Annotated in this window: 25 protein-coding genes; 15 read left to right on the top strand and 10 right to left on the bottom strand. The window is 71.4% G+C overall.

Annotated features, from left to right (window positions below; all coding sequences use genetic code 11):
- Positions 1-89: 89 nt before the first annotated feature.
- The 6 genes from ACFYST_RS03440 to ACFYST_RS03415 all read left to right on the top strand — a co-directional run bounded on the left by ACFYST_RS03440 (position 90) and on the right by ACFYST_RS03415 (position 5,723).
- A complete protein-coding gene (locus ACFYST_RS03440; RefSeq protein ID WP_387859538.1) occupies positions 90-440 on the top strand; it encodes a calmodulin in 351 nt (116 codons plus the stop codon).
- 366 nt (positions 441-806) lie between these two features.
- Positions 807-1,832 carry a ferritin-like protein gene (locus ACFYST_RS03435; RefSeq protein ID WP_387859537.1) on the top strand — a complete coding sequence of 342 codons (1,026 nt, stop codon included), beginning with the start codon at positions 807-809 and terminating at the stop codon, positions 1,830-1,832.
- Positions 1,829-2,998: a TIGR02679 family protein gene (locus ACFYST_RS03430; RefSeq protein WP_387860081.1), complete on the top strand. Its 1,170-nt coding sequence runs from the start codon at positions 1,829-1,831 to the stop codon at positions 2,996-2,998. Before ACFYST_RS03435 ends, ACFYST_RS03430 begins: the two co-directional genes overlap by 4 nt.
- Before the next feature lie 596 nt (positions 2,999-3,594).
- Positions 3,595-4,113 (top strand): MarR family winged helix-turn-helix transcriptional regulator, encoded by a 519-nt coding sequence (locus tag ACFYST_RS03425; protein WP_387859535.1) that lies wholly within the window; start codon positions 3,595-3,597, stop codon positions 4,111-4,113.
- A 157-nt stretch (positions 4,114-4,270) separates the two neighbouring features.
- Positions 4,271-4,735: a hypothetical protein gene (locus tag ACFYST_RS03420; RefSeq protein WP_387859533.1), complete on the top strand. Its 465-nt coding sequence runs from the start codon at positions 4,271-4,273 to the stop codon at positions 4,733-4,735.
- Positions 4,736-4,871: 136 nt separating this feature from the next.
- Positions 4,872-5,723 carry an NmrA family NAD(P)-binding protein gene (locus ACFYST_RS03415; protein WP_387859532.1) on the top strand — a complete coding sequence of 284 codons (852 nt, stop codon included), beginning with the start codon at positions 4,872-4,874 and terminating at the stop codon, positions 5,721-5,723.
- 160 nt (positions 5,724-5,883) lie between these two features.
- Here the strand turns inward: ACFYST_RS03415 and ACFYST_RS03410 are convergent, their stop codons facing one another.
- Complete coding sequence (locus tag ACFYST_RS03410) at positions 5,884-6,834, bottom strand: LysR family transcriptional regulator (RefSeq protein WP_387634968.1); 951 nt, start codon at positions 6,832-6,834, stop codon at positions 5,884-5,886.
- A gap of 170 nt (positions 6,835-7,004) precedes the next feature.
- Here ACFYST_RS03410 and ACFYST_RS03405 point away from each other — a divergent pair, with 170 nt between their 5' ends.
- The 6 genes from ACFYST_RS03405 to ACFYST_RS03380 all read left to right on the top strand — a co-directional run bounded on the left by ACFYST_RS03405 (position 7,005) and on the right by ACFYST_RS03380 (position 15,112).
- Positions 7,005-7,700 carry a type 1 glutamine amidotransferase domain-containing protein gene (locus ACFYST_RS03405; RefSeq protein WP_387634970.1) on the top strand — a complete coding sequence of 232 codons (696 nt, stop codon included), beginning with the start codon at positions 7,005-7,007 and terminating at the stop codon, positions 7,698-7,700.
- A gap of 4 nt (positions 7,701-7,704) precedes the next feature.
- Positions 7,705-8,280, top strand: a complete 576-nt coding sequence (locus ACFYST_RS03400; RefSeq protein WP_387634972.1) for a TetR/AcrR family transcriptional regulator — start codon at positions 7,705-7,707, stop codon at positions 8,278-8,280.
- A gap of 42 nt (positions 8,281-8,322) precedes the next feature.
- Positions 8,323-9,336: an NADP-dependent oxidoreductase gene (locus ACFYST_RS03395; protein WP_387634975.1), complete on the top strand. Its 1,014-nt coding sequence runs from the start codon at positions 8,323-8,325 to the stop codon at positions 9,334-9,336.
- A 115-nt stretch (positions 9,337-9,451) separates the two neighbouring features.
- Complete coding sequence (locus ACFYST_RS03390; RefSeq protein ID WP_387634978.1) at positions 9,452-9,589, top strand: hypothetical protein; 138 nt, start codon at positions 9,452-9,454, stop codon at positions 9,587-9,589.
- Between the two features lie 23 nt (positions 9,590-9,612).
- On the top strand, positions 9,613-10,926 hold the full coding sequence (locus tag ACFYST_RS03385; protein WP_387634980.1) for an aldehyde dehydrogenase family protein: 1,314 nt from the start codon (positions 9,613-9,615) through the stop codon (positions 10,924-10,926).
- 352 nt (positions 10,927-11,278) lie between these two features.
- Positions 11,279-15,112, top strand: a complete 3,834-nt coding sequence (locus ACFYST_RS03380) for an ATP-binding protein (RefSeq protein ID WP_387634982.1) — start codon at positions 11,279-11,281, stop codon at positions 15,110-15,112.
- Positions 15,113-15,163: 51 nt separating this feature from the next.
- Here ACFYST_RS03380 and ACFYST_RS03375 read toward each other — a convergent pair whose 3' ends face one another.
- Positions 15,164-15,934 carry a peptidyl-tRNA hydrolase gene (locus ACFYST_RS03375; protein WP_387859530.1) on the bottom strand — a complete coding sequence of 257 codons (771 nt, stop codon included), beginning with the start codon at positions 15,932-15,934 and terminating at the stop codon, positions 15,164-15,166.
- Between the two features lie 17 nt (positions 15,935-15,951).
- Positions 15,952-16,869, bottom strand: a complete 918-nt coding sequence (locus ACFYST_RS03370; RefSeq protein WP_387634988.1) for a hypothetical protein — start codon at positions 16,867-16,869, stop codon at positions 15,952-15,954.
- A gap of 143 nt (positions 16,870-17,012) precedes the next feature.
- Between ACFYST_RS03370 and ACFYST_RS03365 the strand changes: the two genes are divergently transcribed.
- From ACFYST_RS03365 to ACFYST_RS03355, 3 genes are all read left to right on the top strand, one after another.
- Positions 17,013-17,387, top strand: coding sequence for a YbjQ family protein (locus ACFYST_RS03365; protein ID WP_387634990.1), 375 nt, complete (start codon positions 17,013-17,015; stop codon positions 17,385-17,387).
- A 202-nt stretch (positions 17,388-17,589) separates the two neighbouring features.
- On the top strand, positions 17,590-18,462 hold the full coding sequence (locus ACFYST_RS03360; protein ID WP_387859528.1) for a RimK family alpha-L-glutamate ligase: 873 nt from the start codon (positions 17,590-17,592) through the stop codon (positions 18,460-18,462).
- 38 nt (positions 18,463-18,500) lie between these two features.
- Entirely contained in the window at positions 18,501-19,616 is a 1,116-nt protein-coding gene (locus ACFYST_RS03355) for an NAD(P)-binding domain-containing protein (RefSeq protein WP_387859527.1), read from the top strand.
- 57 nt (positions 19,617-19,673) lie between these two features.
- Here ACFYST_RS03355 and paaE read toward each other — a convergent pair whose 3' ends face one another.
- From paaE to ACFYST_RS03320, 7 genes are all read right to left on the bottom strand, one after another.
- Positions 19,674-20,741 (bottom strand): 1,2-phenylacetyl-CoA epoxidase subunit PaaE, encoded by a 1,068-nt coding sequence (paaE, locus tag ACFYST_RS03350; protein ID WP_387634998.1) that lies wholly within the window; start codon positions 20,739-20,741, stop codon positions 19,674-19,676.
- Positions 20,741-21,238: a 1,2-phenylacetyl-CoA epoxidase subunit PaaD gene (gene paaD, locus ACFYST_RS03345; RefSeq protein ID WP_387859526.1), complete on the bottom strand. Its 498-nt coding sequence runs from the start codon at positions 21,236-21,238 to the stop codon at positions 20,741-20,743. Before paaD ends, paaE begins: the two co-directional genes overlap by 1 nt.
- Complete coding sequence (gene paaC, locus ACFYST_RS03340; protein WP_387859525.1) at positions 21,232-22,113, bottom strand: 1,2-phenylacetyl-CoA epoxidase subunit PaaC; 882 nt, start codon at positions 22,111-22,113, stop codon at positions 21,232-21,234. The genes paaD and paaC overlap by 7 nt, the downstream gene beginning before the upstream one ends.
- Before the next feature lie 43 nt (positions 22,114-22,156).
- The gene (paaB, locus tag ACFYST_RS03335; RefSeq protein WP_387635006.1) at positions 22,157-22,450 is read right to left on the bottom strand and encodes a 1,2-phenylacetyl-CoA epoxidase subunit PaaB; all 294 of its coding nucleotides are present in this window, start codon (positions 22,448-22,450) and stop codon (positions 22,157-22,159) included.
- Complete coding sequence (gene paaA / locus ACFYST_RS03330; protein WP_387635009.1) at positions 22,447-23,430, bottom strand: 1,2-phenylacetyl-CoA epoxidase subunit PaaA; 984 nt, start codon at positions 23,428-23,430, stop codon at positions 22,447-22,449. Before paaA ends, paaB begins: the two co-directional genes overlap by 4 nt.
- A 197-nt stretch (positions 23,431-23,627) precedes the next feature.
- Positions 23,628-25,490 (bottom strand): sensor histidine kinase, encoded by a 1,863-nt coding sequence (locus ACFYST_RS03325; protein ID WP_387859524.1) that lies wholly within the window; start codon positions 25,488-25,490, stop codon positions 23,628-23,630.
- Positions 25,480-26,196, bottom strand: coding sequence for a response regulator transcription factor (locus ACFYST_RS03320; RefSeq protein WP_387859522.1), 717 nt, complete (start codon positions 26,194-26,196; stop codon positions 25,480-25,482). The genes ACFYST_RS03325 and ACFYST_RS03320 overlap by 11 nt, the downstream gene beginning before the upstream one ends.
- Positions 26,197-26,314 lie beyond the last annotated feature (118 nt).

Raw genomic sequence — 26,314 nt, 5'->3', positions numbered from 1 at the left:
GCCCGCGGGTCGGTGCGGACATGGCTGGTGTCCCGGCCGCCGTCGACACGGGACACGGCCGCTGATTCAAACTCTCGGAGGGGCACACGATGGCGACTTCCCGCTTCGGTCTCCAAGCAGCACCGAACGACGACGAGTTCGTGTTCCGACTCGACGACGAGCAGAAGATCAGGCACGCCCGGGCCGTCCTGGCGGGACTCGAGACGTCGAAAGTCCACGTCCAGGGACGAGTCGTCGCAGAGAAGTCGGACCACAACCCGGACTGGAACTTCCACCTGGCTCCCGACAGCATCACGTTCTTCGACGAGGCGGACGACGACTGCGACGCTTCGGCGCACTACGTCGCGATGCAGCTGGACCGGGTCGGCGAGGAGGGCTTCCTGCCGGACGGCATCTGGGCCCCCGCCCGCTCGAAGATCACCCGCGAGCTCGACACCTGAGGTCCCGCTGTTCCGTCTGCCCGCATGTGGGCGTCCATTCCGGCGCGGCAAGGGTCCAGGTCGACCCGGCGTCGACCACGGACCGAGGCCGCCGGCACCTGCGACTCCGGTCCGGGCTCGGCCGCGTCCGCTCCGGGCGCGCTACGCCGCCGCAGGTCCGCGCACGGCCCCGGACGCCGAGTACGCCGAAGGAGTCTTCGCTCATCTGTCCGCTTTTGTCGCGATCCACTCCGGGAACGATCGAATGCGCACTCAGCGGCGCGGGGATTCGCACTGAACAGTCGTGATCGGCCGGAGCTTCTTCTCGAGCTCCGGCCGCGTCGACCGTGCCTGGCCGCCGCTCCCATCGAACGAACGGGAACCACCGTGACCACTTACGCCACCAAGCCGGTGCCGATCGCCGAACTCATGAAGACCCCAGCGGTCGATCACGACCTGGAGTGGATCAAGGAGAGTCTGCAGTCCGCCATCGCTCTGGAGTTGTCGACCCTGCCGCCCTACCTGTGTGGCATGTGGTCCATCAAGACCACGGGCTCCGATGCCGAGGCGGTGATCAAGAGCGTCGTCCACGACGAGATGTACCACATGGGGATGGTGTGCAACATGCTGTCGGCGATCGGCGGGACACCGCGCATCCTCGCCGCGGCCCCGACGTATCCGGGCAAGCTGCCGGGCAATGTGCGGCCGACGATCGATGTGTACCTCCAGGGGCTGACCCAGACGTACGTCCGGGAGGTCTTCATGGAGATCGAGATGCCCGAGAACCCGCTCGCGCGCCTGCAGGAGGAGTGGGTCACGATCGGCCAGTTCTACGACGCGGTGCGGGACGCCTTCAACAACGTCAAACCATCCATCGGGTCGGGCCATCAGATGGAGACGCAAATCGGCAGGAACACGCTGGAGAAGTTCACCTCGGTCGACCAGATCACAAAGGCGATCGATGTGATCAAGGAGCAGGGAGAGGGCACCAGCCATCTGCCCGACGACCCCACCGCGGGCGGAAAGCTGGCCCACTACTACGGCTTCGGTGAGATCTGGAAGGGACATCGGCTGGTGCCCACGCCCTCCGGCCCCACGCCGTACGACTGGGTCGGGGATCCGGTTCCCTTCCCCGAGACGTACCCCATGGGCAGGCTCACGCAGGGGGCCTGGCCCAACCCCGCGGGCGACGTGCGGGATCTGCTCACCGCCTTCAATGACCAGTACACCAAGATGCTCGACTTCCTGGAGACGGCATGGCGGGACGGGGACTCCTCCGCGCTGAGCCAGTCGGTCGGTGCGATGTTCACGCTGGAAGGGGCTGCGCAGGCGTTGATGGTCAAGCCCCTACCGGGTGACAGCACACACGTGTACGGGCCCGAGTTCCTCATCCACCGCCCCAACCACGGCTGAATCAACCGCCCCCGGCACGAGACAGGAACTCATTACGGGCGGCGAAGGCGCGGGGTGGGGCAGCAGACCGTGGCGCCTTCGACCGCGATGGTCGGCCCGGGCGCTCCCTGTCCGTCTCCCTCCCCGCCGTGGACGCCGTGCTCCGGGCCAGCGGCGCCGGTCCGGACGGCCTCGCGGCCGCCGTGACCGCCCTGACCGGCCCGGTGACGGACCGCCACGTGCAGGAGGCCGCCGTGGCGGCGGCCTGGCGGCGGGCGCTGGCCGAGCTCGACCGCCCCGCCGTCACCGGCCGCCCCGAACTCGCCGACTGGCACACCAAGTTGCCCGGCACCGGGCTGCTCAAACGGCTGTCCGGCGGCGATCCGGCCACGGCCCGGCAACTCGCCACCGACACCGCCCGGGTCCTCTCCCACCTCCCCGCGGACGGCCTCACCCTCCCTGTCCTCGCCGCCCGCACCATCGGCGACGCCCACGCGCTGGACCACAGCCGGCCGCTCACCACGCTCGTCCTCTCCGCCGTCCGGGCCCTCACCGCCCCCGCCGAACTCCTCGGCGGCGCCGAGAGCCGCCGGGCCGCTTGGGCCTCGGTCGGCGTGGCCCTGGACGAGCTGTCCTCCCGGGTCCTCGTCCTCAACCTCCCCGTTTCTCCCTCCGACCCGACCGGACGCATCCTCACCGCCGCCCGCGAGGACGGCGAACCCTGCCTCTTGACCCTCCGCCAACTCACCCGCCGGCCACCCGCACTCGACCTCCACGGACGCACGGTCCGCGTCTGCGAGAACCCCGCGATCCTGGCCGCGGCCGCTGATGCGTACGGGCCCGACTGCCCGCCCATGGCCTGTGTCGAGGGCAGCCCCTCCGTCGCCGCCCGCGTCCTGCTCACCGCCATCGCCGCCGCCGGCTCGCCCCTCGCCCACCACGGCGACTTCGGCTGGGGCGGCGTCCGCACCGCCGCCACCGTCCTGCGCCTCCCCGGCACCGTCCCCTGGCGCTACGACGCCCCCTCCTACCTCGCCGCCGTCCGACGCGGCCACGGCACCCCCCTCACCACCGGCACCCCCGCCCCCACGCCCTGGGACCCGTTCCTCTCCTCCGCCATCGCCGAACACGCCCTGCGCGTCGAGGAGGAGCACCTGCTCGACCAGCTCCTCGCTGACCTCCGCTGACACGGCGCATCCGCGACCCCACCACCCCGGCACCCCCGCGCACCTGCACCCTGATCGGCCCCGACGGCCACCCGTACACCAGCACCACCCCCGGCACCCTCGGCGGCTACCACCCCAGGCGCAGCTACGGCCGCCTCGACCGCCCCTCCGCCCTGCGCTTCATCGCCGCCGGCCATGACGTCCGCCACCGCGTCTTCTGCCCGGACGAGGCCACCGCGATCGCCGCCGGCTACCGGCCCTGCGGCACGTGCCTGCCCGCGAAGTTCCGGCAGTGGAACGCCCGAGAGACCACCGCGCTCCCCCGGCTCCGGTCGGTGTGACCGCGCAGGCCGGCCACCTGCCCGCCGGTGCGCGGGTCCCGGAGCCGGAGCGCGCGGTCGCCTTCTTAGGTGGCGAGCAGCGTCCGGGGAGGGGTGGGCGACAGCGGTCCGGAGCCGCCCGATGTGGCTGCCCTGACCCGCTGCCGGACCATGCCGTCGCCCCGGATCAGGGCAGCACCCGTCCCTGGAGGCATCGGCCGGCCGGGTGCCGTCGGGTGCCAATGGCCTGAGGCCGGCAGCTTGACTCCCAAAGTAATTAGCTGCCATATTACGTGCATGAGGAGAGACGAGGCCGACGGCGAGCAGCCCACGCTGGAGCAGGCCGGACGGCAACTGCGGCACTACGGCCTGGAGACGGACCCGCAGGCGGTACTGGTCGCGGTGCGGCTGATCTCCGCAGGCGCGAGGGTCGGCCGGGCGGCCGAGGCCCACTTCGCCAGGTTCGGACTGTCGACAGGCCGCTACCGGCTGCTCGCGGACCTCGAAGGCCACGGGGGAGAGAAGTCCCCCTCGCAACTCGCGGCCGACCTCGATGTCTCCAGGGCCACGGTCACCGGCCTGCTGGACGGTCTGGAGCGCGAGGGCCTGATCGCCAGGCGCCCGTCCACCGAGGACGGGCGCGGCACGGTCGCGATCCTGACCTCGCGCGGTGCGCAGCGCCTGCGCGACATGGCGCCCGAGCATTTCGGGCGACTGGAGGCGATGGTCGCGGGGCTCACCGTCGAGGAGCGCGCGGTGTTCCTGGACCTGCTCGCCCGTGTCGTGCGCGGCAGTTCGGCCCTGACCGCCGACTGACCCTGCCGACGGCCGGGCCCGGGCTCCCATCCCGTGGATGGGAGCCCTTTTCGCGAAGCAGTAATTAGTCACCTAATTATCCTGCCAGGAAAGGCCTGCCGACGACCCGGCCGCACCCTTTCGCCTTTCGGAACTCCAACGAGATGAAGAGGCCACGATGCCCGCAACGAACGACAGAACCGGCCCGAACCGGGCGGCCGCCCGGCCGTTCACGCTGTGGCGCGAGGTGTTGACCGCCTACGTCGCCCCCGCCGTGATGGCGGGTACCGCGGGAGTCGTCACCGGACAGGCGGACCTGACAGTGGCGGCCTGCACCTCCATCGCCGGCACTTCCGCGGTGGTGGCGTTCCTGGTCGGCACCTGGCTGCGGCACCGCGGGCAGCCGCGACGCTGGACCACTGCCCTGCCGCGCGTCGTCCTGACCGCGCTGCTCGTCATGGCGACCGCCGGTGTGGCGGCAGCGCTGGGATGGTTCGCCGCCGAGTGGCTGCCGGCCCGCACCTCGATCCACGCCGCCCCCTGGCTGCGGCGACTGCGCATCGACCTGCCCGTCTCCGCCGTCCTCGCCACCACCATCGTCACCCTGCGCTGGCGCGGCACCCTCGCGAAAGCCCGGCCGTGACCGGCCCCGGCCCCCGGGCACCGGCGCCCGGACGCACCGAACCCACCCCGCCGCCCGGACGCACCGAACCCACCCCGGCGGCACCGGCTGCCGCGGACACCACCAAGCACCGAGGAGACACCCGATGATCGTTGTCATGGGAGCGACCGGAACCACCGGCACCGCCCTGCTCCACAGCCTGCGCGCACTCGACGTCCCCGTCCGCGCCCTCACCCGCACCCCGCACCGACCGCTCCCCGGCGCAGCGGGCCCGCACGACCGGCGCGTCGAGGTCCGGTACGCCGACGCCGACGACCCCGACTCGCTGCGCACCGCCTTCGCGGGCGCCGACCAACTCTTCCTCGCCATGGCCAACGGCCCCGCACAGGTCGAACTCGAAACCCGTGTCATCGACATCGCCGCCCGCAGCGGAATCGGACACATCGTCAAGCTCTCCGCCCCCGCAGCCGAACCTGCGGCACCCGTCGCGATATCCCGCGGACACCACGTCGTCGAGGAACACCTGCGCGCCTCCGGACTCACCGGCACCGTCCTGCGCCCCTACGCATTCATGCAGAACCTGCTGCGCCTCGCACCCACTGTGGCCCAGGGTCTCATCCTCGGCACCATGGGGGACGCGCCCTGCAACTACATCGACTGCCGCGACATCGGCGACGTCGCGGCCGCCGTGCTCACCCGGCGCCACCTCGCGGGCGGCAGCTACACCCTGACCGGGCCGGAAGCCGTCTCCCACCCCGACCTCGCCGCCCGGCTGACCGAACTGACCGGCCGCCGGATCCGGTACATCGACCTCGCTCCGGACGAGCTGCGCGACAACCTCATCCACCAGGCCGGCCTGCCCGCCTGGCTCGCCGACCACGTCGTGGAGATCCAGCAACTCGCCATCGCCCGGCCCGAGTTCCCCACCAGCACCGTCACCGACATCCTCGGCCGGCCGCCCCGCACCCTCGACGCCTTCCTGAACGAACACCGCACCCACTTCCGGTGATTCAGTGATGCGCCCGCCACCTGAAGAAGACCGACTCCAGGTGGCGGGCGCTCACCGCTCCCCGCACGCCTCACTCCGTCCGGAGCCGGGCGGGGTGCGGATCACCCATATTCCGGGGCGAGGGCGAGGGCGAGGGCGTGGGCGATGGCTGCGGCGACCCTCAGGCCTCGCGGGCGGAGCGCAGCAGGTGGTCTCGGACCAGCGTGACATGGGGGTTCGTGGACGATCCTGGGCGCTGGACCAGGAAGCCGGTGTTGATCGGCGGGTCGTCCGGATCGTTGAGGAGGGTCAGGGTGCCCGAGGCCAGATCGTCGGCGCACAGGTAGCGGGGCAGCACACTGAACCCTGCGCCGCCGACAACCGCCGCCTTGACTGCTCCGAGGTCGGGGACCGTGACGGTCGGCTGGCAGGTCAAGCGCCTGTCGAACACGTGGCGCCAGTAGCGGCGGACGATCGGCAGGTCCTCGGCGTACGAGACGAGCGGCACTCCGTGCAGGGCTGTGGGCCCCTCGGCGGCGAGGCGTGATCCGATCCGTTCGGCCCATGAAGGTGCGGCGACCAGGACGAATTCCTCGTCGGCCAGCGGTACGGAGGCGAGCGCGCGGCCGCGTGGGCGCAGGGTGGCCACCACCAGGTCGTGCCGGCCCGCGCGCAGTCCGTCGAGCAGGTCGTCGGTGAGGCCGAATGCGACGCGCAGGCGCACACCCTTGTCGACGAGCGGGGCGAGCGTCGGCATGACGCAGTGCGTGAGGTACTCGGCAGGCCCCGCCAGGTGCACGGGCTCCGCGTCGCTCTCGCCGAAGAGGGCGCCGCCGCTGACCGGGCCGAGGGCGTCCAACGGCTCCATGACCCGCGCGGCCAGCTCGTCGGCGAACGGGGTCGGGGCGACGCCGCGGGACAGCCGCTCGAACAGCTCCCGGCCCAGCTGGTTCTCCAGCGAGCGGATCTGCGTCGTCACTGTCGGTTGTGACAGGCCCAGCACGCGGGCGCCCGCGGTGAAGGCGCCGGCGCGGTACACCGCGAGGAACGTGCGCAGCAGATTCAGATCGAGAAGGCCGCTGCCTTGCGGCGACGGTATTCCCGGCGGTCCATTGGGATCCCTATCTCTCACATGTACGAGCCTATTGGATTCCGATGGGGTAGGGGTCCTAGCTTCGAGGACATCGCCGCACTGACGAACTGAACACGAAGTGTCAGTCCTTCGGAAACGTCAGCGGCGGCGACCTACCGTCCCCGATCCCTACGGCCCGTACGGGATCCGCACCCTCGGAGAACCACCTCATGTCGAAGATCCTCTTCGTCGTCACCGGCGCCGACCACTGGACGCTGGCCGACGGCACCAAGCACCCCACCGGCTTCTGGGCCGAGGAGGCCGTCGCCCCCTACCAGGCCTTCAAGGCGGCCGGTCACGAGATCGTGGTCGCCACGCCCGGCGGTGTCGTTCCCACCGTCGACAAGGGCAGCCTCGCCCCCGAGGCCAACGGCGGGCAGGAGAACGCCGACCGCATCGCCGACGCCCTGGCCGGCTTCGGCGAGCTGCAGGCACCGATCAAGGTCGAAGACATCGACCTCGACGACTACGCGGCCGTCTTCTACCCCGGCGGCCACGGCCCCATGGAGGACCTCGCGGTCAATGCCGACTCCGGCCGCCTCCTCACCCTCGCACTGGAGTCCGGCAAGCCGCTCGGAGTGGTCTGCCACGCCCCGGCCGCGCTGCTGGCGGCCGTCGAGGCCGACGGCACCAACGCCTTCGCCGGCTACGACGTCGCCGCCTTCACCAACGCCGAGGAGACCCAGGCCGGCTTTGCCGACAAGGCGAAGTGGCTGCTCCAGGACCGCCTCACCGAGGCCGGCGTGAACGTCCGGGTCGGCGAGCCGTGGGTGCCGAACGTGGTGGTCGACCGCAACCTGGTCACCGGCCAGAACCCGGCCTCCTCCGCCCCGCTGGCCGTCGAACTGCTCAAGAAGCTGGCCTGACCCGATGGGCACCGACCGGCTCGACGAGGTCCTCGACGCCACGTACGACTGCCTGACCAGGTACGGCGTGCGGCGCACCACGATGGACGACATCGCCACCACCATGGGCGTGTCCCGGTCCGCGGTCTACCAGTACGTGCGCAGCAAGGACGACGCCTTCCGGCGGCTCGCCGGGCGCCTGCACGAGCAGGCGCTCGTGCGGGCCCGCCGGGCAGCGGCCGACAGCGCGGTTCCGTACACCGCCCGCGTCCGGGGCGTGCTCGCCGCCAAGCTCGAACTCGTCCTCGCCCTGTCCGAGGACTCCCCGCACACGGCCGAACTCCTCGACGACAAGGCCCGCCTCTTCGGCGGGATCTGCTCCGGCTTCACCGCCGAGCTGCGCCACCTGCTCACCGGGCTCTTCGCCGAGGCGGGCACCGCAGAAGGGGTCGGGCCCGCCGAGGCCGCGGACATCTGCATCTCGCTCGTGGTCGGCCTGGAGAACGCGACGGACGCGCACCGCCTGCTGCCCCTGGGATCCGACGCCCTCGTGGCCGGACTGCTGGGCGTACCCGAGCCCATCGTGACCGCGGGCAGCTGACTTCCCCGACTCCCTCACACCGCACTACTTCTTAGGATCGTCATGTCTTTTTCCAGCCGTGAATGGCACCTCGTCGCCCGCCCCGTCGGCGAGCCCAAGGACTCGGACGTCGCGTTCGAGACGACCGCCGTGCCCGACCCGGGCCCCGGCCAGGTCGTCGTCCGCAACGACTACCTCTCCGTCGACCCCTACATGCGCGGGCGGATGAACGAAGGCGAGTCCTACATCCCGCAGTTCGAGCTGGGCGAGGCCATGACGGGCTCGGCCGTCGGCACCGTCGTCGCCTCGCAGGCCCCCGAGGTCCCGGTCGGCGCGACCGTCACCCACTTCCTCGGCTGGCGCGAGTTCGCCCTGCTGGGCGCCGCCGACGTTCAGCTCGTCGACCCCGAACTCGCCCCCGCCCAGGCCTACTTGGGCGCCCTCGGCACCACCGGCCTGACCGCCTGGGCCAGCCTCAAGGAGGTCGCCCCGGTCCAGGAGGGCGACGTCGTCTTCATCTCCGGTGCCGCGGGCGCCGTCGGTTCCGTCGCCGGGCAGTTCGCCCTCAAGCTCGGCGCCTCGCGCGTCATCGGCTCGGCCGGCGGCCCGGCCAAGGCCGAGCGGCTGACCAAGGACTTCGGCTACGACGTCGGTCTCGACTACCGCGCGGGCGACATCGCGGGGCAGCTCGCCACCGCCGCTCCGGGCGGCATCGACGTCTACCTCGACAACGTCGGCGGCGACCACCTCGACGCCGCTCTCCGGGCCATGAACCTGCGCGGCCGCGTCGCCCTGGTCGGCGCCATCTCGATGTACAACGCCACCGAGCTGCCCGCGGGCCCGCCGCACCTGCCGCTCGCCATCGGCAAGCGCATCAACCTGCGCGGCATGAACGTCAGCGACCACTTCCACCTCGTACCGGACTTCGCCCGACAGGCGGGCCGCTGGCTCAAGGACGGTTCGCTCGTCACCGACGAGACCGTCGTCGACGGCATCGAGAACGCCTTCGAGGCCTTCCAGGCCATGATGCGCGGCGCCAACACCGGCAAGATGCTCGTCCGCCTCCCGCAGGCCTGACCCACACCGGCCCCTGAACGCCGGCCGGTGGGCACGCCCCCCGGCCCACCGGCCGGGGCTCCCCACTCCCTCGCCCGGCCCGGCCCGGCCAGCACAGAGCGCCTTCCGCTACGAGGTGTACGTCGACGCCGAGGCTGCCGAAGCACACCGTGCGACTCCGCGTTTCCTCGCCCGGCGCCTGGCCGCCGAGCAGTACGTCGAGCCCGGCAGCCAGGTCAACCACAGCATCGACCTGCTGTTCAGCGCCCACTGACCAGCATCAGGAGTACCACTGCCATGTCTGACACCGAATCCCTCATCGCGTCACTGCGGGCCACGTTCCGCTCCGGCAGGACCAAGCCGATCGCCTGGCGCCGCGCCCAACTGACCGCACTGCGCACCCTGTTCACCGATAACCGGGATGCCATCGCCGACGCCCTCCAGGCCGATCTCCGCAAGCCGCGCGCCGAGGCGTACGCCGCCGAGATCGACTTCCCGATCCGCGAGATCGACCACACCCTCGCCCACCTGGAGGAGTGGCTGACCCCCGAACCGCTCGGCGCCCAGTCCCTGGCCGGGCTGCCGCAGGGCACGACCGCCGGAACCCACTACGAACCGCTGGGCACCGTTCTTGTCATCGCGCCCTGGAACTACCCGGTCCAGCTGTCGCTCGTCCCCGTCGCCGGGGCGCTCGCCTCCGGCAACACCGTCGTCCTCAAGCCGAGCGAACTCGCCCCCGCCGCCTCGGCGTTGATGGCCCGACTGGTGCCGGAGTACCTCGACCGGGACGCGGTCGCCGTCGTCGAGGGCGCGGTGCCCGAGACCACCGAGCTGCTCACCCAGCACTTCGACCACATCTTCTACACCGGCAACGGCACCGTCGGCCGCATCGTCATGCGCGCGGCAGCCGAGCACCTCACCCCCGTCACGCTCGAACTGGGCGGCAAGTCCCCGGTGTTCGTCGACAGCGACACCGACATCGACACGGTCGCGGCCCGCCTGGCCGACGCCAAGTTCCGCAATGCCGGCCAGACGTGCGTCGCCCCCGACTACGTCCTGACCGACCCGGCCACCGCCCGGCGCCTGGCGGCCGCACTCGCCGAGGCCACGGAGCGCATGTTCGGCAGCGACCCGCAGACCTCGGACGCGTACGGACGCCTCGTCAACCAGCGCCACTTCGACCGGGTCGCCGCTCTGCTCGACTCCGGCACCCTCGCCTTCGGCGGCACGACCGACCGCGACGACGTCTACATCGCGCCCACCGTCCTGACCGGCGTGAAGGCCGAGGACCCGGTCATGCAGGAAGAGATCTTCGGTCCCGTTCTGCCGATCGTCGAGGTCGCAGACCTGGACGAGGCCATCGCCTTCATCAACGACCGCGACAAGCCGCTGGCCCTGTACGGCTTCACCGGGAACGAGACCACGCGCGCTCGCCTCGCCGCCGAGACGTCTTCCGGCGGCCTCGGATTCGGCTTGCCCATGGCTCACCTCCGCGTACCCGACCTGCCCTTCGGCGGCGTCGGTGAGTCCGGCCGCGGCAGCTACCACGGCCCTCACTCCATCGCCACGTTCAGCCACCGCCGTGCCCGCCTCGACGTACCGCTGAACTGACCCCACCACCTCCCGCCAACGCCCGTCCAACGGACAGGTCGGGGCGGTGTCGCGCCGTTGCGGGGACACCTGTCCGTCTTGCCTGGTAGAAGGAAGCGCCCCCCACCCTCCGAGAAGACCCGCCGGAGGCACACAACTGCCAGAACCGCGCTCAAACCAGGCGTGCCCGACGGCGAGTTGACAGAACCGTCAGCCAGATGGTCCGTCACTGCGGTCGACACCCTTCGCGCGGGCCGACGCCTCGACGCGCGGGCCGGCTTGCCGTCCTCCACATGCATGGTTCGATGGAACACGGGGCCCTTTCCGGATATCACGCATGGCATGCCTTCCAGACTCACGGAGGAGCGAGCCGGTGAGCAAGGTCGTTCGGCACCCTGGGGGAAGACGGCGCCCGCACGGCGCACCCTGGTACACGCTCTATCCGAGGCGATTGTTGGCCCTGTCGGCGTGGTTCCGGCACTGGTGGCACGGTGTGCGGACGAAGCGGGAGGCACGCCGCAGCATCGTGCCCAACAGGAGCTGGTTCAGCCCCCGGCTCTCCTCCGTGCTCATGCGGAGCTTTGCCATCCTCGGAGCGATCTGTCTGGTGGCGTGGGTCGGCCTGCTGATCTGGACCGGGGTCGTCGGCCCGGTTGGGTGGTTCAGCAGGATCCAGAACAGCAAATGGTTCGGCACGATCGTGCCGTTCCTGCTCACCGCCTTCGGCCTGACCGTGTTCCTGCTCGTCGGCTACCGCTGGACCAGGAAGCCCGTGGTCGTCAAGGCGAGGAAGCGACCGCAGGATCTGGTCCCCACCGCCGGGACGATCATCGACGAGATCGTAGGTCGGGACGAGCTGTCGCAGGTCATCGCCCAAACCCTGCGCAATCGGCGGACCCGTAGGCCGTATGTGCTGATCGGCGGGGTGGGGGTCGGGAAGACGGCTGTCCTGGTCGAGCTCACCAGGATGCTGGCGGAGCACGGGGCCGTCCCGGTGCCTGTCCGACTCCGTGACGCGACCGTGGACGGCGAGTTGGACTTCGAGGCCCTCGGCCGGAGCTGCTTCCTGCGGGAGGCGGGCCAGGGCGTCCTGTTCAGCGGTCAACTGGATCGGACCTGGAGGCAGCTGCGTCTCGACGACAAGGTGGTCGTTATCGCCGACGGGCTGGAGGAGGCCCTGCTCGACGATGCGCATCGGGACGACCGCGACAACCTCATTCGCCGCGCGATCGATCGAGCGAACCGCGACGGCCTGCCGTTGGTGGTGGCCTCGCGCCCGCACGCCCCGTTGGAAAGCTCCCCGGCCGCGATCGCGGTACTGGAACCGCTCAGCGAGGAAGCGGCCCTGAACTACGTGCTCGGGGACGCCGAAGAGGTGGACGAACGCCGCTTGGACTGGATCGTCGAAACTGCTGGCGTGACCGACTCGCCGTTCTACCTGCAGATCGCCCGTCGGCTGCGGGAGGTGGGCCTCCTGGAGCATTTGGCGCTGCGCGAGCAGCCGAACCGGCTGGACACCCGGACCCAGGACGCCGCCGCCCTGCGGCTGGGACTCTTGGACACCTACCGGACGGCGTTGGAGGAAGGCCGCCTGTACGGGGATCTGGTACTGGACCGTCGCGAGCGGCAGAAGACGATCCAGATCATGGCGGCCCTCGCCTGTCTGGGACTGATCCAGGACAGCCTCGAGGTGACCTTCGACGACCTCGTGACCGCGTACGAGGAGACTCGCCCGGGCGCCGCCAAGCCTGAGGAACCGCGGTCCGATGCGGTCCGGCTGACCGTCTCGGTGCAGCAGCGCAGCGCGATCTGGGAGGCGCTCACGGCACACTTCGGCGGGCAGGAGAATTGGCTCGGCGACCGCTACAGCCCGAACGAACTCCGCACCGAGCTCGCGCGGTTCGCCCGTAATGGGCAGCAACTCGGTCTGGTCACCAGTCATGAGAACAAGGTGCGATTTCCGCACAGCATCCTCCAGGCGTACCTGGGCTTCCACCTGCTGAGCACCATCGACGACCAAAACAAGATCCATGCCCTTGTCGAGCAGGCACTCCAGCCCCCCGGACCGTCCCGGGAATTGCTGATCGCTCTGGTGCTCCTGTCCCGCCACGGGCAGGGACCCACCGCCCCTGGGCCCTCGGAGCCCCTGCGCCACCTCGCAGTGACCGACAGCATCGACGACTTCCCCAGTCAGGAGCGCCATGATTCCTGGACACTCGCCGAGGTGCTTTGCGCCGCCGCGAAAGGCCGGCACGACGCCAAGTTCTTCGACCTCTACGCCGCCGCACTGGAGATCGACAGTGTGGGACCTGGGTCGGTGCAACCCGCCATCGCTGTGAGTCTCGCGAACCGGTGGCCGGAGGTGAACCAGCAGATCAAGGACGACCAGCGCACCGTCGAGGAGGCGAAAATCGGTCTCGTCCGGCGCTTCGGCGCCGCGCTGCGCGAAGTCGATCAGCGCCGGGACCGGTGCACGCCCGGCGCTACCCCTCGCCGCGGAGAGCCGGCCGTCGCGTCGAAAGGCCCCGTCTGGAAGAGCGAGCTCCAGGGAATCGACCACATCACGGGCACCGACCGACTGACCCCGGCCTACGCGTACGAGAGCTTCGCCCTGATCGGCCGGCGGGAGCCGTCTCGCCCGGTTCGCCTGGCCACCGCCCAGGAGATCGCCGCGGGGGGTGACGACGCCTATCGCGTCCTGCGGGAGCACTTCCGTGAGTTGCGTGACCCCGTGCGGCAGTACCTGGAGAAGGTGAACAAGTCCAAGAGGGACGAGGACGAGAAGTTCCGGAGCACCGTGGGCGACGTCACCGGGATCGTGGGCGTGGCCGTAAGCGGCCGCCCGTCCAAGGAGCAACCGCCCGAACTGCAGGAGATCGTCGACGGCTACTTGCAGGACCGGGCCGAGCTGTGGCGGGAGTTCGTGATGCGTGCGTGGTTGGTCCCGATGTTCGTGGGTTCGGTCAGCGAGACGTATCGCGAGGAGGCCAAGGACCGGCTCGACATCTGGTTGCGGCACCTCGACCCCGCCGCCTCCCTCGGGAAACCCCTTCCGGCTGCCGAGGCGCCGTCTCCCGGTTCCGCCGCCTCCACACGCTCGCCGGACCCCGCCACCTCCGCTGCATCGTCGATCGCACCGCTCACCACTCCCCGCCGAGAGCCGGACCTCCCGCTCTCCCTGGAGATCGCTCTCGCGCAGGGCTTCAAGTACGCCGCCAACCGCAGGAGACGGCATCCCAACTCCTGTGACGAGACCCGTCCCCACCTCGTCCGGCAGGCAGAGAAGATGCTCACGTGCAGCCGGTACTGGCACGCGCAGGTCAGCCTCCTGCACGCCCTGTGTCTGTGGGAACTCCCCGACGGCACCGGGCCCGTCTGGCCGAGGGCGACCGCAGGGCGGGCGAGGCACGGCCGGGGCCACATCGCCACGAACGGTACGGCGCCCGCCGGCCACGGCGGCACCGACGACCCTGTCCAGGCGGTGGCCCGCTGGCTCTCCCTGGCGGGCAGCGCGCACGCCCGGTCAGCAGTCGCGAGTAGCGGCGGAGTCGACTCCAAGCGGCCCCTGCACCCCTTCGTCGCCGAAGCCGGCGACCTGGTCGCCCTCGCCCTGGAGGCCGGGCGACCTGACCGGTTCCTCTGGATCGACGAGAACGGCGCCATTGACAGCGTCGGCTCCCGCCCGGCCGGTCCCGACCGGTACCGCAAGCACAACCTCTGGATTGCTCCCTCGGTCGGCTGGAGCATCCTCCACCCTCGGGCCCAGCAGCTCGTCGCGGACATGCTGATCATGCTGAACCTCACCGAGCGCAACACCGCCTCGCCGGACGACCTGGAGGAACGCCTGGTCAGGGCCGCCCCGGACACCCTTCCGCCGTGCCTCACCCACGACCGCACCCGGCTCCATCCCGAGCGCAGCGTCGGTCGGGCCGAATCGGACCAGCCAGGATCCACCTGCCTGTACGAGTGCCGCTTCCGGCTCTGCCCCTATCCACCGAAAGCGGGAAAGGCTCAGACCGAGATCGAGGAGCCGTTCTGCCGACAACAGCAGGCGCTCCTGCACAGCCGCTCGCGCTGGCCCCATCCTGTGGTAAGACGTACCACCCCGACCTGGGTCGGCATCCCCGTACGAGCACTCGACCGGTTCTGGGAGACGATGGCCAGCCGCAATCACAGGTCCACCGAGAGCGACCAGTCCGTCTCATGACGCTGGGAACTCATATGATCACCGGGACTTTGAAACGCCCCTGCTGGCGCATCACGAACGTCGAAGGCGCGGGGTGGGGCAGTAGCGTGTGCCGCCCTCGACTGCAACAGTCGGTCCGGGGGCGATCTCGGTGAAGCCGGCGTCGCGGACGACCGGGAGGTGTCCGTCGGTGAGGGCGGGCCAGTCGGCGGCGGGGGCGGTTCGGACGGCGAGCTGGAAGCCGCTTTCGGCCCATTCCTTGCGCTCGGCGTCGTTCAGTTCCCACCAGGCGAGCTGGGCGGCGTGGCCGGTCTGCGCCATGGTCTTGCCGGCGCTCATCTCCAACTCGGGGTTGAGCCACAGGACGGGGACGCCCTCGGGGGCGGGGCCGGGCGGGGTGGGGTCGTCGAGTTCGGTGCCGGAGACCTGGAGTTTGGCGAGTTCCTTGGGCCAGCCGTCCAGCGGGATCGGCGGGAAGACGCGGACTTCGGCGCGCTCGCCGGTGACGGTGATTCCGGGCAGCTCGCCCGCCTTGCGCCACTCGCCGCCGCGGGCGCGCCGCACGACCTTGCGGATCCGGGCGTCCTCCCAGGCCTTGACGCGTTCCGCCCACTCGCCGTCGTCGGCGGTGACCCGCGGGTCGGACAGCAGGGTGAGCACGGCCCGGGCCGAGGTCTCCAGCGCGTCCGTCCGGCCGGGCGGGTCGGCCTTCTCCAACCGGACCACCAGCGGCAGCACGTACTGCTCGTGGGAGTCGCGGTCCTCGGCGTCCCCGCCGACCGCGGGCAGAGCGGCGGGGGCGGACGGGGGAAGTTCGCTGGGCACGTCGGTGGGTGAGCTCACGCCTCCAGCATGCCAGTTCAGCGCCGGTAGCCTCGCCCAGGGTCGCGTTCCTCGGCGTCCTGGTAGCCGAGGAACCAGCCCTCGGGGTGGGTGGCGGCGAGGAGTTGGTCGATCCGCTGTCCGGCGTCCAGGTCGTCGGGGGTCTCTTCGGGGCCGTAGACGCCGAAGAGTTCGTCGGCGCAGCCGTCCCAGTCGTAGTCGTACAGGTCGGCGGGCAGGTCGCCCATCATGTCGGCCACGGACTCGGGTTGGGAGCCGAGCAGTGCGCGGGCGTCGGCGAGCGCGAGGCGCAGCGCGACGTCCTCCGCGAGGCTGCGGGGCAGTGGCCATTCGCCGAGTGCGAGGTCGTCGGCGAGGTCGTCGAAGGCGCGGGCGAAGGCGCGCCGCCAGCCGCGGTGCAGGTTCCAGGTGCGCTGCTGGAGGCGGCCGAAGACGGTCCAGTCGGCTTCGTCGACGACGGTGACGGGGTCGTCGCCGTGTTCGTCGAGGTCTTCGTAGGCGGCGTCGGAGAGGCTGATCAGCTGGGTGTGCAGCAGGCACGCGGTGCGCGGGGTGAGGGTCCAGTCGCCGGTGTCGCTGCCGTCGTCGAGGGGGAACAGTTCGGCGAAGTCGGGTGCGAAGTCGTCGGTGACGCTGATTTCCAGCGTGCCGCCGAGGGCTTCGATGCCGGGGATGGCGGCGACCAGCCGGTCGGGGTGGAGCAGTGCGCCGAGGGCCGCGTTGGGGTCTTCGGCGACTTCCCGCAGCAGTTGGCGGCGTTGGCCCTCGGGGTCGATCCCGGCGAAATCCAGGTCTTCGACGGCCGCTTGTGCGGCGGCCCGCAGGGCCGGCCAGTCGGTGATCCGGATGCCCAGCACCACGGTGGCCTCGATCTCCTGCGCGCCGGAGTCCTCCGCCGCGCCAGGCCCGTGTGGATGATCGCTTCGCTCGCCCATGCCACCAGGTTGACAAACCCGGGGGTCCGATGTCCATCCGCTCTCCCGATCCGATGCCGGACAGGCCTGCCGAGGTAGCGTGGAAAGCGCTTTCCGTGTGCCATGCTGGCGTTCCGACCAAATCGTGACGAAAGGTGGGAACCATGAGTGAACTGAACAATTTCGGCGGTGGGCAGGATCCGTCCGGCGGCGTGCTGGTGGTCACCACGAACGATGTGCCGGGCCACAAGGTGGTGCGGGTGATCGGCGAGGTGTTCGGCCTGACGGTGCGTTCGCGGCACATCGGCTCACAGATCGGCGCGGGCCTGAAGTCGCTGATGGGCGGTGAGCTGAGGGGCCTCACGAAGACGCTCGTGGAGACCCGGAACCAGGCGATGGAGCGGCTGGTCGAGCAGGCCAAGGCGCGTGGCGGCAACGCCGTTCTGATGATGCGATTTGACGTCACGGAGGCTGCTGACGTCGGTACGGAGGTGTGCGCGTACGGCACCGCCGCGGTCATCGAGCCGCTCGACGGCTGACTCGATTCCGGGGGCGGTCACGGTTGATCAGAAGTGATCACGCGCCGGAGTTCATCTACGCGGAGACCATCCCCGCGTAGATGAACTCGGTTTCGACCACAGAGCGGTCAACTTGTCTGACGGTCAGTAATACGGTTGACACCGCTCACGGGCGCATAAGAGCCTCGCTGCCGGCCCGTCCCGCGCACCGCCAGGAGCACCCGTGAGTACCCCTCTGCCTCCCGTTCCCGCACCGACCGGCCCGGCCCGGGTCGCGTACGCCACCTGCCGGGGCATCGAGGACGTGGAAATGCGGCCCGTGCTGGCCGCGTTCGCCCGGGCCGGGGTGTCCGCGGAGGCTGCGGTCTGGGACGACCCGGCGGTCGACTGGAGCGGCTACGAGCTGGTTCTGGTCCGCAGCGTCTGGGACTACATCCTGTACCGCGACGCGTTCCTCGACTGGGCCCGCCGGACGGCCGCGCTGACCCGGCTGGCCAATCCGGTACCGGTGCTGGAGCGCAACACCGACAAGACCTACCTGCGCGACCTGGCCGGGGCCGGTGTGCCGATCGTTCCCACCGTCTGGGTCGCCCCGGGCGGGGAACTCGCCGGCGCCGACTGGCCGGAGCTGGTGGTGAAGCCCACCGTCTCGTCCGGCGCCCGGGACACCCTGCGCACCACCGACCGTGCCGAGGCGCTCGCGCACACCGCCGCCCTCACCGCGGCCGGCCGCACCGCGATGGTGCAGCCGTACCTGCCGATGGTCGAGGACGAGGGCGAGACCTCGTTGCTGTACCTGGGCGGGGAGTTCAGCCACGCGGTGCGCCGCGGCCCGATGCTCGGTGGCGGCTTCGCCGATGTCGCCCGGGAGCCCGCCGACGACCAACTCGCCCTCGCCGAGCGGGTGCTGGCGGCCGTCCCGGAGCGCGCGGAGCTGCTCTACGCCCGGGTCGATCTGGTGCGTCTGCCGGACGGCTCCCCCGCGCTGATCGAGCTCGAACTCACCGAGCCCCGGCTGTTCCTGGGCCTGCGCCCGGACGGCCCCGAGGCGCTGGTCGCCGCTGCCCTGCGCCTGCTGCCCGAGAACGGCAGGTAAGACGGGAACACCCGCCCGCGCGGCGATGTTTCACGGGCGTGACTGTTCAAGGTGCAACGACCGAGCCCGCTGCCGCCGACCCCCGCGAGGTGGACGCGGTGGTGATCGGCGCGGGCCAGGCCGGCCTGTCCGCCGCCTACCACCTGCACCGTCGCGGCCTCGCCCCGTACACCGGCTTCGTGGTGCTGGACGCGGACGACGCCCCGGGCGGCGCCTGGGCGCACCGCTCGCCGTCGCTGACGATGGCCACCGTGCACGGCTTCCACGACCTGCCGGACTTCGAGCTGCCCGCCACCGACCCGGCCGCCCCGGCCCGGGTCGCCGTGCCGGGCTACTTCGCCGCGTACGAGGCGCAGCACGCCCTGCCGGTGGTGCGCCCGGTGAAGGTCCTGGCGGTGCGCGACCGGGCGGACGGGCGGCTGCTGGTGGAGACCGACTCCGGCAACTGGGTCACCCGGGCGCTGCTGAACGCGACCGGCACTTGGACGCGGCCGTTCCTGCCGCGCTACCCGGGGCACTTCGCGGGCCGTCAGTTGCACTACGCGGACTACCGGGGCCCGGCGGAGTTCGCCGGGCTGCGGGTGGTGGTGGTCGGTGGCGGGGCGTCGGCGATCCAGGTGCTGTCCGAGGTGGGTGAGGTCGCCGAGACGGTGTGGGTGACGCGTACCCCGCCGGTGGTCCACGAGGGGCCGTTCACACCGGAGTTCGGCCGCGAGGTGGTGGCCAAGGTGGCGGAGCGGGTCGCGGCGGGCCTGCCGGTGCGCAGCGTGGTCTCGGTGACCGGTCTCGGCCCGAGCGTCGCGTACCGCCGGGCCGAGGCGCTGGGTATGCTGAACCGCCGCCCGATGTTCGACCGTCTCACCGAGCACGGAGTGGCCTGGGGCGAGCAGGAGTTGGCGGTGGATGTGATCATCTGGGCGACGGGTTTCCGCGCCGAGCTGACCCACTTGGCGCCGCTCGCCCTGCGCGGCCCGGGCGGCGGCATCCGGATGACCGGCACCCGCGTCACCGACGACCCGCGCATCCACCTGCTCGGCTACGGCCCTTCGGCGTCCACGGTCGGCGCCAACCGGGCGGGCCGCGCAGCGGTGAACGAGGTCGTCCGCCTGCTGCGCGGAAGCGGCCGGCCGGCCGCCGAACCCGCCGCCGTGTAACGGGAGTTACCGTCTGACGGGAGTTACCGCGCAGCGGGAGCTCCCGTCAGACGGCAGTTACCGGTCGTAGTCCACGGTGACCTGGTCGGAGACCGGCCGGGCCTGGCAGGTGAGGATGTAGCCGGCGGCCAGTTCGGACTCCTCCAGCGCGAAGTTGCGGCGCATCTCGACCTTGCCCTCGCAGAGCAGGGCGCGGCAGGTGCCGCAGACGCCGCCCTTGCAGGCGAACGGCAGGTCGGGGCGGGCGCGTTGGGCGCCGTCCAGGATGGCGCGGTCGCGCGGCAGGGCGAGTGTGCTGGAGCGGCCGTCGAGGACGAGGGTGACCTCGCTGGCGTCGGCGTCGGGCGCGGGTTCCAGGTGTCGTTCCTCGGCCCGTTCGTCCTCGGCGTGGAACAGTTCCTGGTGCACCCGCCCGGCGGGGACGCCGAGTTCGGCCAGAAGCTGCTTGGCGTCCGTCACCAGCCCGAACGGCCCGCACAGCCACCAGTGGTCGACCTCGGGGACGTCCACCAGCGCCTCCAGTAGCGCCTTCACCCGGTCCGCGTCGAGCCGGCCGCTGAGCAGTTCGGCGTCCCGGCTCTCCCGGGACAGCACGTGGACGAGCTGGAAGCGGTCGAGGTAGCGGTCCTTCAGGTCGGCGAGCTCGTCGGCGAACATCACCGTGTCGCTGCGCCGGTTGCCGTACAGCAGGGTGACCCGCGAGTCGGGGTGGCCGGCCAGCACGGAGCCCGCGATGGACACCATCGGGGTGATGCCGGAGCCCGCGGCGATCAGCACGTGCTCGCCGGGTTCGGCCGGGTCGGCGGTGAACGTCCCACTGGGGCGCAGGACTTCGACCATCTCGCCGATCGCGGCCTGGTCGACCAGCCAGTGCGAGAACAGGCCGCCGGGCACCTCGCGGACGGCGATCCGCAGTGGCCCGCCGACGGGCGAGCACAGCGAGTAGGAGCGGCGTTCGTCCACCCCGTCGACGATCCGGCGCAGCGTGAGCGTCTGCCCGGGCCGGAACGTGAACTCCTCGGCGAGCGCGGGCGGTACGTCGAAGGTCACCGCGACGGCGTCCTCGCAGAGCCGTTCCAGGTTGCCGATCGGCAGCATGTGGAACTGCGGGCGGCGGGCGGCCATCAGATCTCCTTGATCCGGTCGAAGGGTTCGCGGCAACTGCGGCACCGCCACAGCGACTTGCAGGCGGTGGAGCCGAACCGGGAGAGTTCCTCGGTGTCGGTGGAGCCGCACTGCGGGCAGTGCACGGCCAGCCGGGTCGGGCCGAGTGTCAGCGAGGTCACCACGGGCCGCGCCCCGAGAACCGGCGGGGCGATGCCCGACTCGGCCAGCTTCCGGCGGCCCTCCTCGCTGATCCGGTCGCTGGACCACGGCGGGTCGATCCGCAGCCGCACCTCGACCTGCTCGAAGCCGGCCGCGCGCAGCCGCCGGGCCACGTCGCCGGCCATCTCGGCGACCGCGGGGCAGCCGGAGTAGGTGGGTGTGAGCCAGGCGGTGATCGTCCCGTCGTGCTCCTCGACGTCGGCGAGGATGCCGAGGTCTGCCAGGGTGAGCATGGGCAGTTCGGGGTCGGGCACCGCGGCCGCGACCTCCCTGGCCCGTTCGACTGTGGTCACCATGTCGCCCCCGGGTGCGCTCTGGCCACCACCTGGAGCTCGGCCAGCAGCGGGCCGAGCGCCTCGGTGTGCACGCCGTGCCGCCCGGCCCGGCCGTTCACGTACGCCCGCGGCGCGGTCTCCGGGACGCTCAGTGTGGCCTCCCCCAACACCGCTGCCAGGCTTGCCAGTACGGGTTCACGCAGCTCGAACGGGTCGACGCCGAGCCGCAGTTCGACCTCGTGCGGGGTGAACAGCTCGTCCAGCCAGGGCCACAGCGCGTCCAGCGCGGCCTGCATCCGCTCCCGCGAGTACGCGGTGCCGTCGCCGAGCCGCAGCACCCAGGACTGCGCGTACTCCCGGTGGTACGCCAACTCCTTGACGCCGAGGGCCGCGACGGCGGCCAGCACCGGGTCGGCGTGCCCGGCCAGGCGGAGGTACAGCTCCTCGCGGGCGGTGGCGAACATCAGCAGCCGGGCCACGCACTGCGCGAAGTCGCCGTTCTCCAGCTCCACCAGGCGGACGTTGCGGTACTCGAAGTCCTCGCGCCAGTAGGCGAGTTCGTCCTCACCGCGGCCGGTGCCGTCCAGCTGCCCGGCCCGGGTGAGCAGTCGGCGGGCCTGTCCGAGCAGGTCGAGGCCGAGGTTGGCGAGCGCCACCTCCTCCTCCAACTCCGGTGCCCGGGTGATCCATTGGATCAGCCGCTGGGACAGCACCAGCGCGTCGTCGCCCAGCATCAGGCAGTACGCCGCGAGGTCCGCCGGGTCGATGCCCGGCGGCGGCGCGGCGTCCACGCCCAGCAGCGGATCGGCGAACCCCGTGCCGTAGGCCCAGCGGGCCTCGCCGTCCGGCTCCCCGGCGGCGTCGGCCAGTGAGAGGTACACGTGGTCGTCGGTCATGTCGCCTTCCCTGCCCAGTAATTGACGGTGGATCAGCTCCGCGTCAGATGTGCGGAACGTCCTCGGGGATCGGATAGAACGTCGGGTGCCGGTACACCTTGTCGCCGCTCGGCGCGAAGAACGGGTCCTGCTCGTCCGGGCTGGACGCGGCGATCGCGTCCGAGCGGACCACCCACAGGCTCACCCCCTCGTTGCGCCGGGTGTACAGGTCCCGCGCCGCCAGCAGCGCCATCCTGTCGTCGGCCGCGTGCAGCGACCCCACATGCACGTGGTTCAGTCCGCGCCGGGGCCGTACGAACACCTCGTACAGCGGCCAGGACGATCGCTCCCCGCTCATTCCGAACTCCCCTTCCTCTGCCCGCGCTTGGCCGCGTACGCCGACGCCGCCTCACGCACCCAGGCGCCGTCCTCGTGGGCGGCGCGCCGCCGGTCGATCCGCTGCGCGTTGCACGGGCCCTGGCCCTTGATCACCTGCATCAGCTCCGACCAGTCCGGCTCGCCGAAGTCCCAGCTGCGGCGCTCCTCGTTCCAGGCGAGCGCCGGGTCCGGCAGTGTGACGCCGAGATGCTCGGCCTGCGGGACGGTCATGTCGACGAAGCGCTGGCGCAGCTCGTCGTTGCTGTGCCGCTTGATCCGCCATGCCATCGACCGCTCGCTGTTCGGCGAGGCCCCGTCCGGCGGGCCGAACATCATCAGCGACGGCCACCACCAGCGGTCCACCGCGTCCTGCACCATCCGCTGCTGCGCCTCGGTGCCGGCCATCAGCGTCATCAGCAACTCGTAGCCCTGCCGCTGATGGAAGGACTCCTCCTTGCAGATCCGCACCATCGCCCGCGCGTACGGCCCGTAACTGCACCGGCACAGCGGGACCTGGTTGCAGATCGCCGCGCCGTCCACCAGCCAGCCGATCACGCCGACGTCCGCGAACGTCAGCGTCGGGTAGTTGAAGATCGACGAGTACTTCTGCCGCCCGTCGATCAGCTTCTCGGTTAGCTCGGCCCGATCCACGCCCAGGGTCTCCGCCGCCGCATACAGGTACAGCCCGTGCCCGGCCTCGTCCTGCGCCTTCGCCAACAGGATCGCCTTGCGCCTGAGCGACGGCGCCCGGGTCAGCCAGTTTCCCTCCGGCTGCATCCCGATGATCTCCGAGTGGGCATGCTGCGCAATCTGCCGCACCAGGGTCGCCCGGTACGCCTCGGGCATCCAGTCCCGGGGCTCCACGCGCTGTTCGTTGGCGATCACCGCCTCGAACCGCGACTGCGCTTCCGCGCTCGCCTCCACCACCCACCTCCCGACTGACCGTTCGGTCGGTTCCATTCTGTACGCATGGGGGACCTCGTGACAAGCATGGAGGGAAAGGGCAGCGAGTGCGCATACCGGGAGAGCGCAGGCGGGTGCGAATCCGGGGGCGCTGGGGGTACCCCCAGCGAAGCGAGGGGGCGGAACTGCGCGCAGCGGAAGGCGCCCCACCGCAAGATCGCGACGAGGGCCATGACGTGCGCGTGTTCGCGACCTTACGGACGGGCGTGCGCTTGTCGCCCAGGTCCCAGCGCCCCTGGAGGCCTGCCCGCCGGCTCGCGCGAGCCTGATTTCGCACCCTCGAGCGGCAGCCGGACGGTGAACACCGAGCCCGCCCCCGGCGTGCTGGCCGCCTGGACGCCGCCGTCGTGGAGCTCGGCGATCTTGCGGACTATGGCGAGGCCGAGCCCGCTGCCCCCGCTGCGCCGACTGCGTGACCTCTCGGCGCGCCAGAAGCGTTCGAAGACCAGCGGCAGGTCCGCCTCGGCGATGCCACTGCCCGTGTCGGCGACCTCGATCAGCACGGCGTCGCTCTCGGCCCGGACCCGCAGGGTGACGGTGCCGCCCGCGGGGGTGTACCGGACGGCGTTGGAGACCAGGTTCCCCACGGCCTGCCGCAGCCGCACCGGGTCGGCAAAGACCTCCGAGGCATCGGCGGCCGGCTCGACGGCCAGCGTCACCCCGGACGCCTGTGCCTGCGCGCCGTGCGCGTTGGCGACCTGCGTCAACAGTTCGTCGACGTCGACGGGTTCGCGGAACAGGGTCAGTTCGCCCGCGTCGGCGGCGGCGAGGTCCCGCAGGTCGTCGATGAGGTGCTGGAGCAGCATGGCCTCTTCGAGCAGGGAGCCGGTGAGGGCCCGGTCGGCGGTGGCGACGCCGTCCTCGACGGCCTCCAGCCAGCCGCAGATGTTGCTCAGCGGGGTGCGGAGTTCGTGCGCGATGTCGCCGACCATGGCCTTGCGCAGTTCCTCCAGTTGTCCGCGCTGCTCCGCCATGGCGTTGAAGGCGGCGGCGAGTCCGGAGATCTCGTTGCGGCCGGTGACCCGTACCCGCGCCGAGAGGTCTCCATCGGCCATCCGCCGGGCCGCGTGGGTGAGTGCGTGCAGCGGCCTGGAGAGCCGCAGTCCGACCGTCACCGTGACGGCCACGGTCACCACCAGCACCACGGCGGAGACCTCGGTGACCCGTCCGGGGTGGGCGGCGGTCAGGACGGGTGCGGGACCGGCGGTGTCGGCCGGGGTGCCGACGAACAGCAGCATGGGCGGCGCCACGTACTGCACGAGCTGCTGCCGGCGGGCGTTGGTGAGGCACGCCGAGGTCGGCTGGTCCGGGCGGGCGTTGCTGACCGGGGCGCCGTCCGGCCCCAGCGACAGGGTGACGGGTCCGAGCTGCTGGCGGGCCAGGCAGGCGTTGGCGAGGGCGGTGAGGTCGGCGAGGGCCGCCGTGTCGGTGCGGGTGGGGGCGCTGGCCACCATGGGCGTCGCGCAGCGCCGGCCGAGGACGGAGCCGTTGGCGGTGCGCAGTTGCGGCCGCCCGGCGAGGTCGTCGGTGACGGTCGCGTCGACGCCGAGCACCGTGCGCATGCAGTCGGCCTGCTGCTCGAGTTCGTTGCGCAGCGCCTGGTGCTCCCCCGGGGTCAGCCGGAACGGGCCGACCGCGCGTGCGTCGATCCGGTCGCCGGGGGCGTCGGGCAGCATGGCGAGGTCGACGGAGAGCGGGTCGACGATGGTGGTGGGCGTGCGGGGCAAGGCGGCAGGGTCGGGGGCCGGGGCCGCGGAGTCGATGACCGGTTCGAAGCGCGGGGTCGCGAGGACGATGCGCTGCCCGGTGGCGGCGGCGAGTTGCCGCACGGTGTCCTGGGCGTCGTTCCAGTCGGGGTGGGTCGCGGCGTAGCCGAGCAGTTGCCGGTAGATCCGGGTGTGGTCGGCGATGGCCTGGGTCTGTTCCTGTTTGATCGCGCCGGTGGTGGTGCGGGCGGCCAGCCAGGCCGTGGCGGCGATGGAGCAGAGCGACACCAGCGCGGAGAGGGCGAGCAGTCGGGCGGTCAGGCTGCGGCGCAGCGGGGTGTCACGGGGCAACGCGCGGCACCTCCGCGAGCTTGTAGCCGATGCCGTACACCGTCAGCAGGACGGTGGGGCGCTGCGGGTGCGGTTCGATCTTGCGGCGCAGGTTCATCACGTGGGTGTCGACGGTGCGGGCGGTGGTGTACCGGTCGATGCCGTGCAGGTGTTGCAGCAGTTGGGCCCGGGTGAAGACCCGGCCGGGCTGGGCGGCCAGCACCTCCAGCAGCCGGAATTCGGCGGGTGTGCAGTTGACGGGCTGTCCGTGGGCGGTGATTTCGTGGCGCAGCGGGTCGACGGTCAGGGTTCCGGCGCTCAGCGCGCCCGGTGGCGTCGCGGTGTCCCGGGGCGGGGCGGCGGGGGCGCGGCGGCGCAGCAGGGCGCGGACCCGGGCGACGAGTTCGCGGGGGCTGTAGGGCTTGGTGAGGTAGTCGTCGGCGCCGAGGTCGAGGCCGAGCAGCAGGTCGTCCTCGGCGGTGCGGGCGGTGAGCATCAGCACCGGCAGGTCGGACTCGGCGCGCAGGGCCCGGCAGACGTCGAGGCCGTCCAGCACGGGCATCATGACGTCCAGGACCAGGAGTTGGGCCGGTCCGAGGCGGGCTTCGCGCAGGGCGGCGCGGCCGTCGTGGACGACGACGACCTGGTGCCCTTCGCGTTCCAGGTACAGGCGGACGAGGTCGGCCTGTTTGGGATCGTCCTCGGCGACGACGACATGTGCACACATGCGGTGATCGTAGAACGCCTGCTCGGGGAGCCGATCTGACGTCACGTCACGGCCCACTGCTTCCCCACCGGTTCCTGACAACTTCCTGACACGGACCGGCCAGTGTGGCGGAGTCCGC

This window comes from Kitasatospora sp. NPDC004614 (genome assembly GCF_042873675.1).
Lineage (GTDB): Bacteria > Actinomycetota > Actinomycetes > Streptomycetales > Streptomycetaceae > Kitasatospora.
The sequence above is the reverse complement of the archived record's forward strand: the minus strand, read 5'-3'. Positions and strand labels throughout refer to the sequence as shown.

Coding starts and splice junctions, on each gene's coding strand:
- ACFYST_RS03440 (WP_387859538.1), top strand. CDS start 90: ATGGCGACTTCCCGCTTCGGTCTCCAAGCAGCACCGAACGACGACGAG.
- ACFYST_RS03425 (WP_387859535.1), top strand. CDS start 3,595: ATGAGGAGAGACGAGGCCGACGGCGAGCAGCCCACGCTGGAGCAGGCC.
- ACFYST_RS03420 (WP_387859533.1), top strand. CDS start 4,271: ATGCCCGCAACGAACGACAGAACCGGCCCGAACCGGGCGGCCGCCCGG.
- ACFYST_RS03415 (WP_387859532.1), top strand. CDS start 4,872: ATGGGAGCGACCGGAACCACCGGCACCGCCCTGCTCCACAGCCTGCGC.
- ACFYST_RS03405 (WP_387634970.1), top strand. CDS start 7,005: ATGTCGAAGATCCTCTTCGTCGTCACCGGCGCCGACCACTGGACGCTG.
- ACFYST_RS03400 (WP_387634972.1), top strand. CDS start 7,705: ATGGGCACCGACCGGCTCGACGAGGTCCTCGACGCCACGTACGACTGC.
- ACFYST_RS03395 (WP_387634975.1), top strand. CDS start 8,323: ATGTCTTTTTCCAGCCGTGAATGGCACCTCGTCGCCCGCCCCGTCGGC.
- ACFYST_RS03385 (WP_387634980.1), top strand. CDS start 9,613: ATGTCTGACACCGAATCCCTCATCGCGTCACTGCGGGCCACGTTCCGC.
- ACFYST_RS03370 (WP_387634988.1), bottom strand. CDS start 16,869: ATGGGCGAGCGAAGCGATCATCCACACGGGCCTGGCGCGGCGGAGGAC.
- ACFYST_RS03365 (WP_387634990.1), top strand. CDS start 17,013: ATGAGTGAACTGAACAATTTCGGCGGTGGGCAGGATCCGTCCGGCGGC.
- paaE (WP_387634998.1), bottom strand. CDS start 20,741: ATGGCCGCCCGCCGCCCGCAGTTCCACATGCTGCCGATCGGCAACCTG.
- paaD (WP_387859526.1), bottom strand. CDS start 21,238: ATGGTGACCACAGTCGAACGGGCCAGGGAGGTCGCGGCCGCGGTGCCC.
- paaC (WP_387859525.1), bottom strand. CDS start 22,113: ATGACCGACGACCACGTGTACCTCTCACTGGCCGACGCCGCCGGGGAG.
- paaB (WP_387635006.1), bottom strand. CDS start 22,450: ATGAGCGGGGAGCGATCGTCCTGGCCGCTGTACGAGGTGTTCGTACGG.
- paaA (WP_387635009.1), bottom strand. CDS start 23,430: ATGGAACCGACCGAACGGTCAGTCGGGAGGTGGGTGGTGGAGGCGAGC.
- ACFYST_RS03320 (WP_387859522.1), bottom strand. CDS start 26,196: ATGTGTGCACATGTCGTCGTCGCCGAGGACGATCCCAAACAGGCCGAC.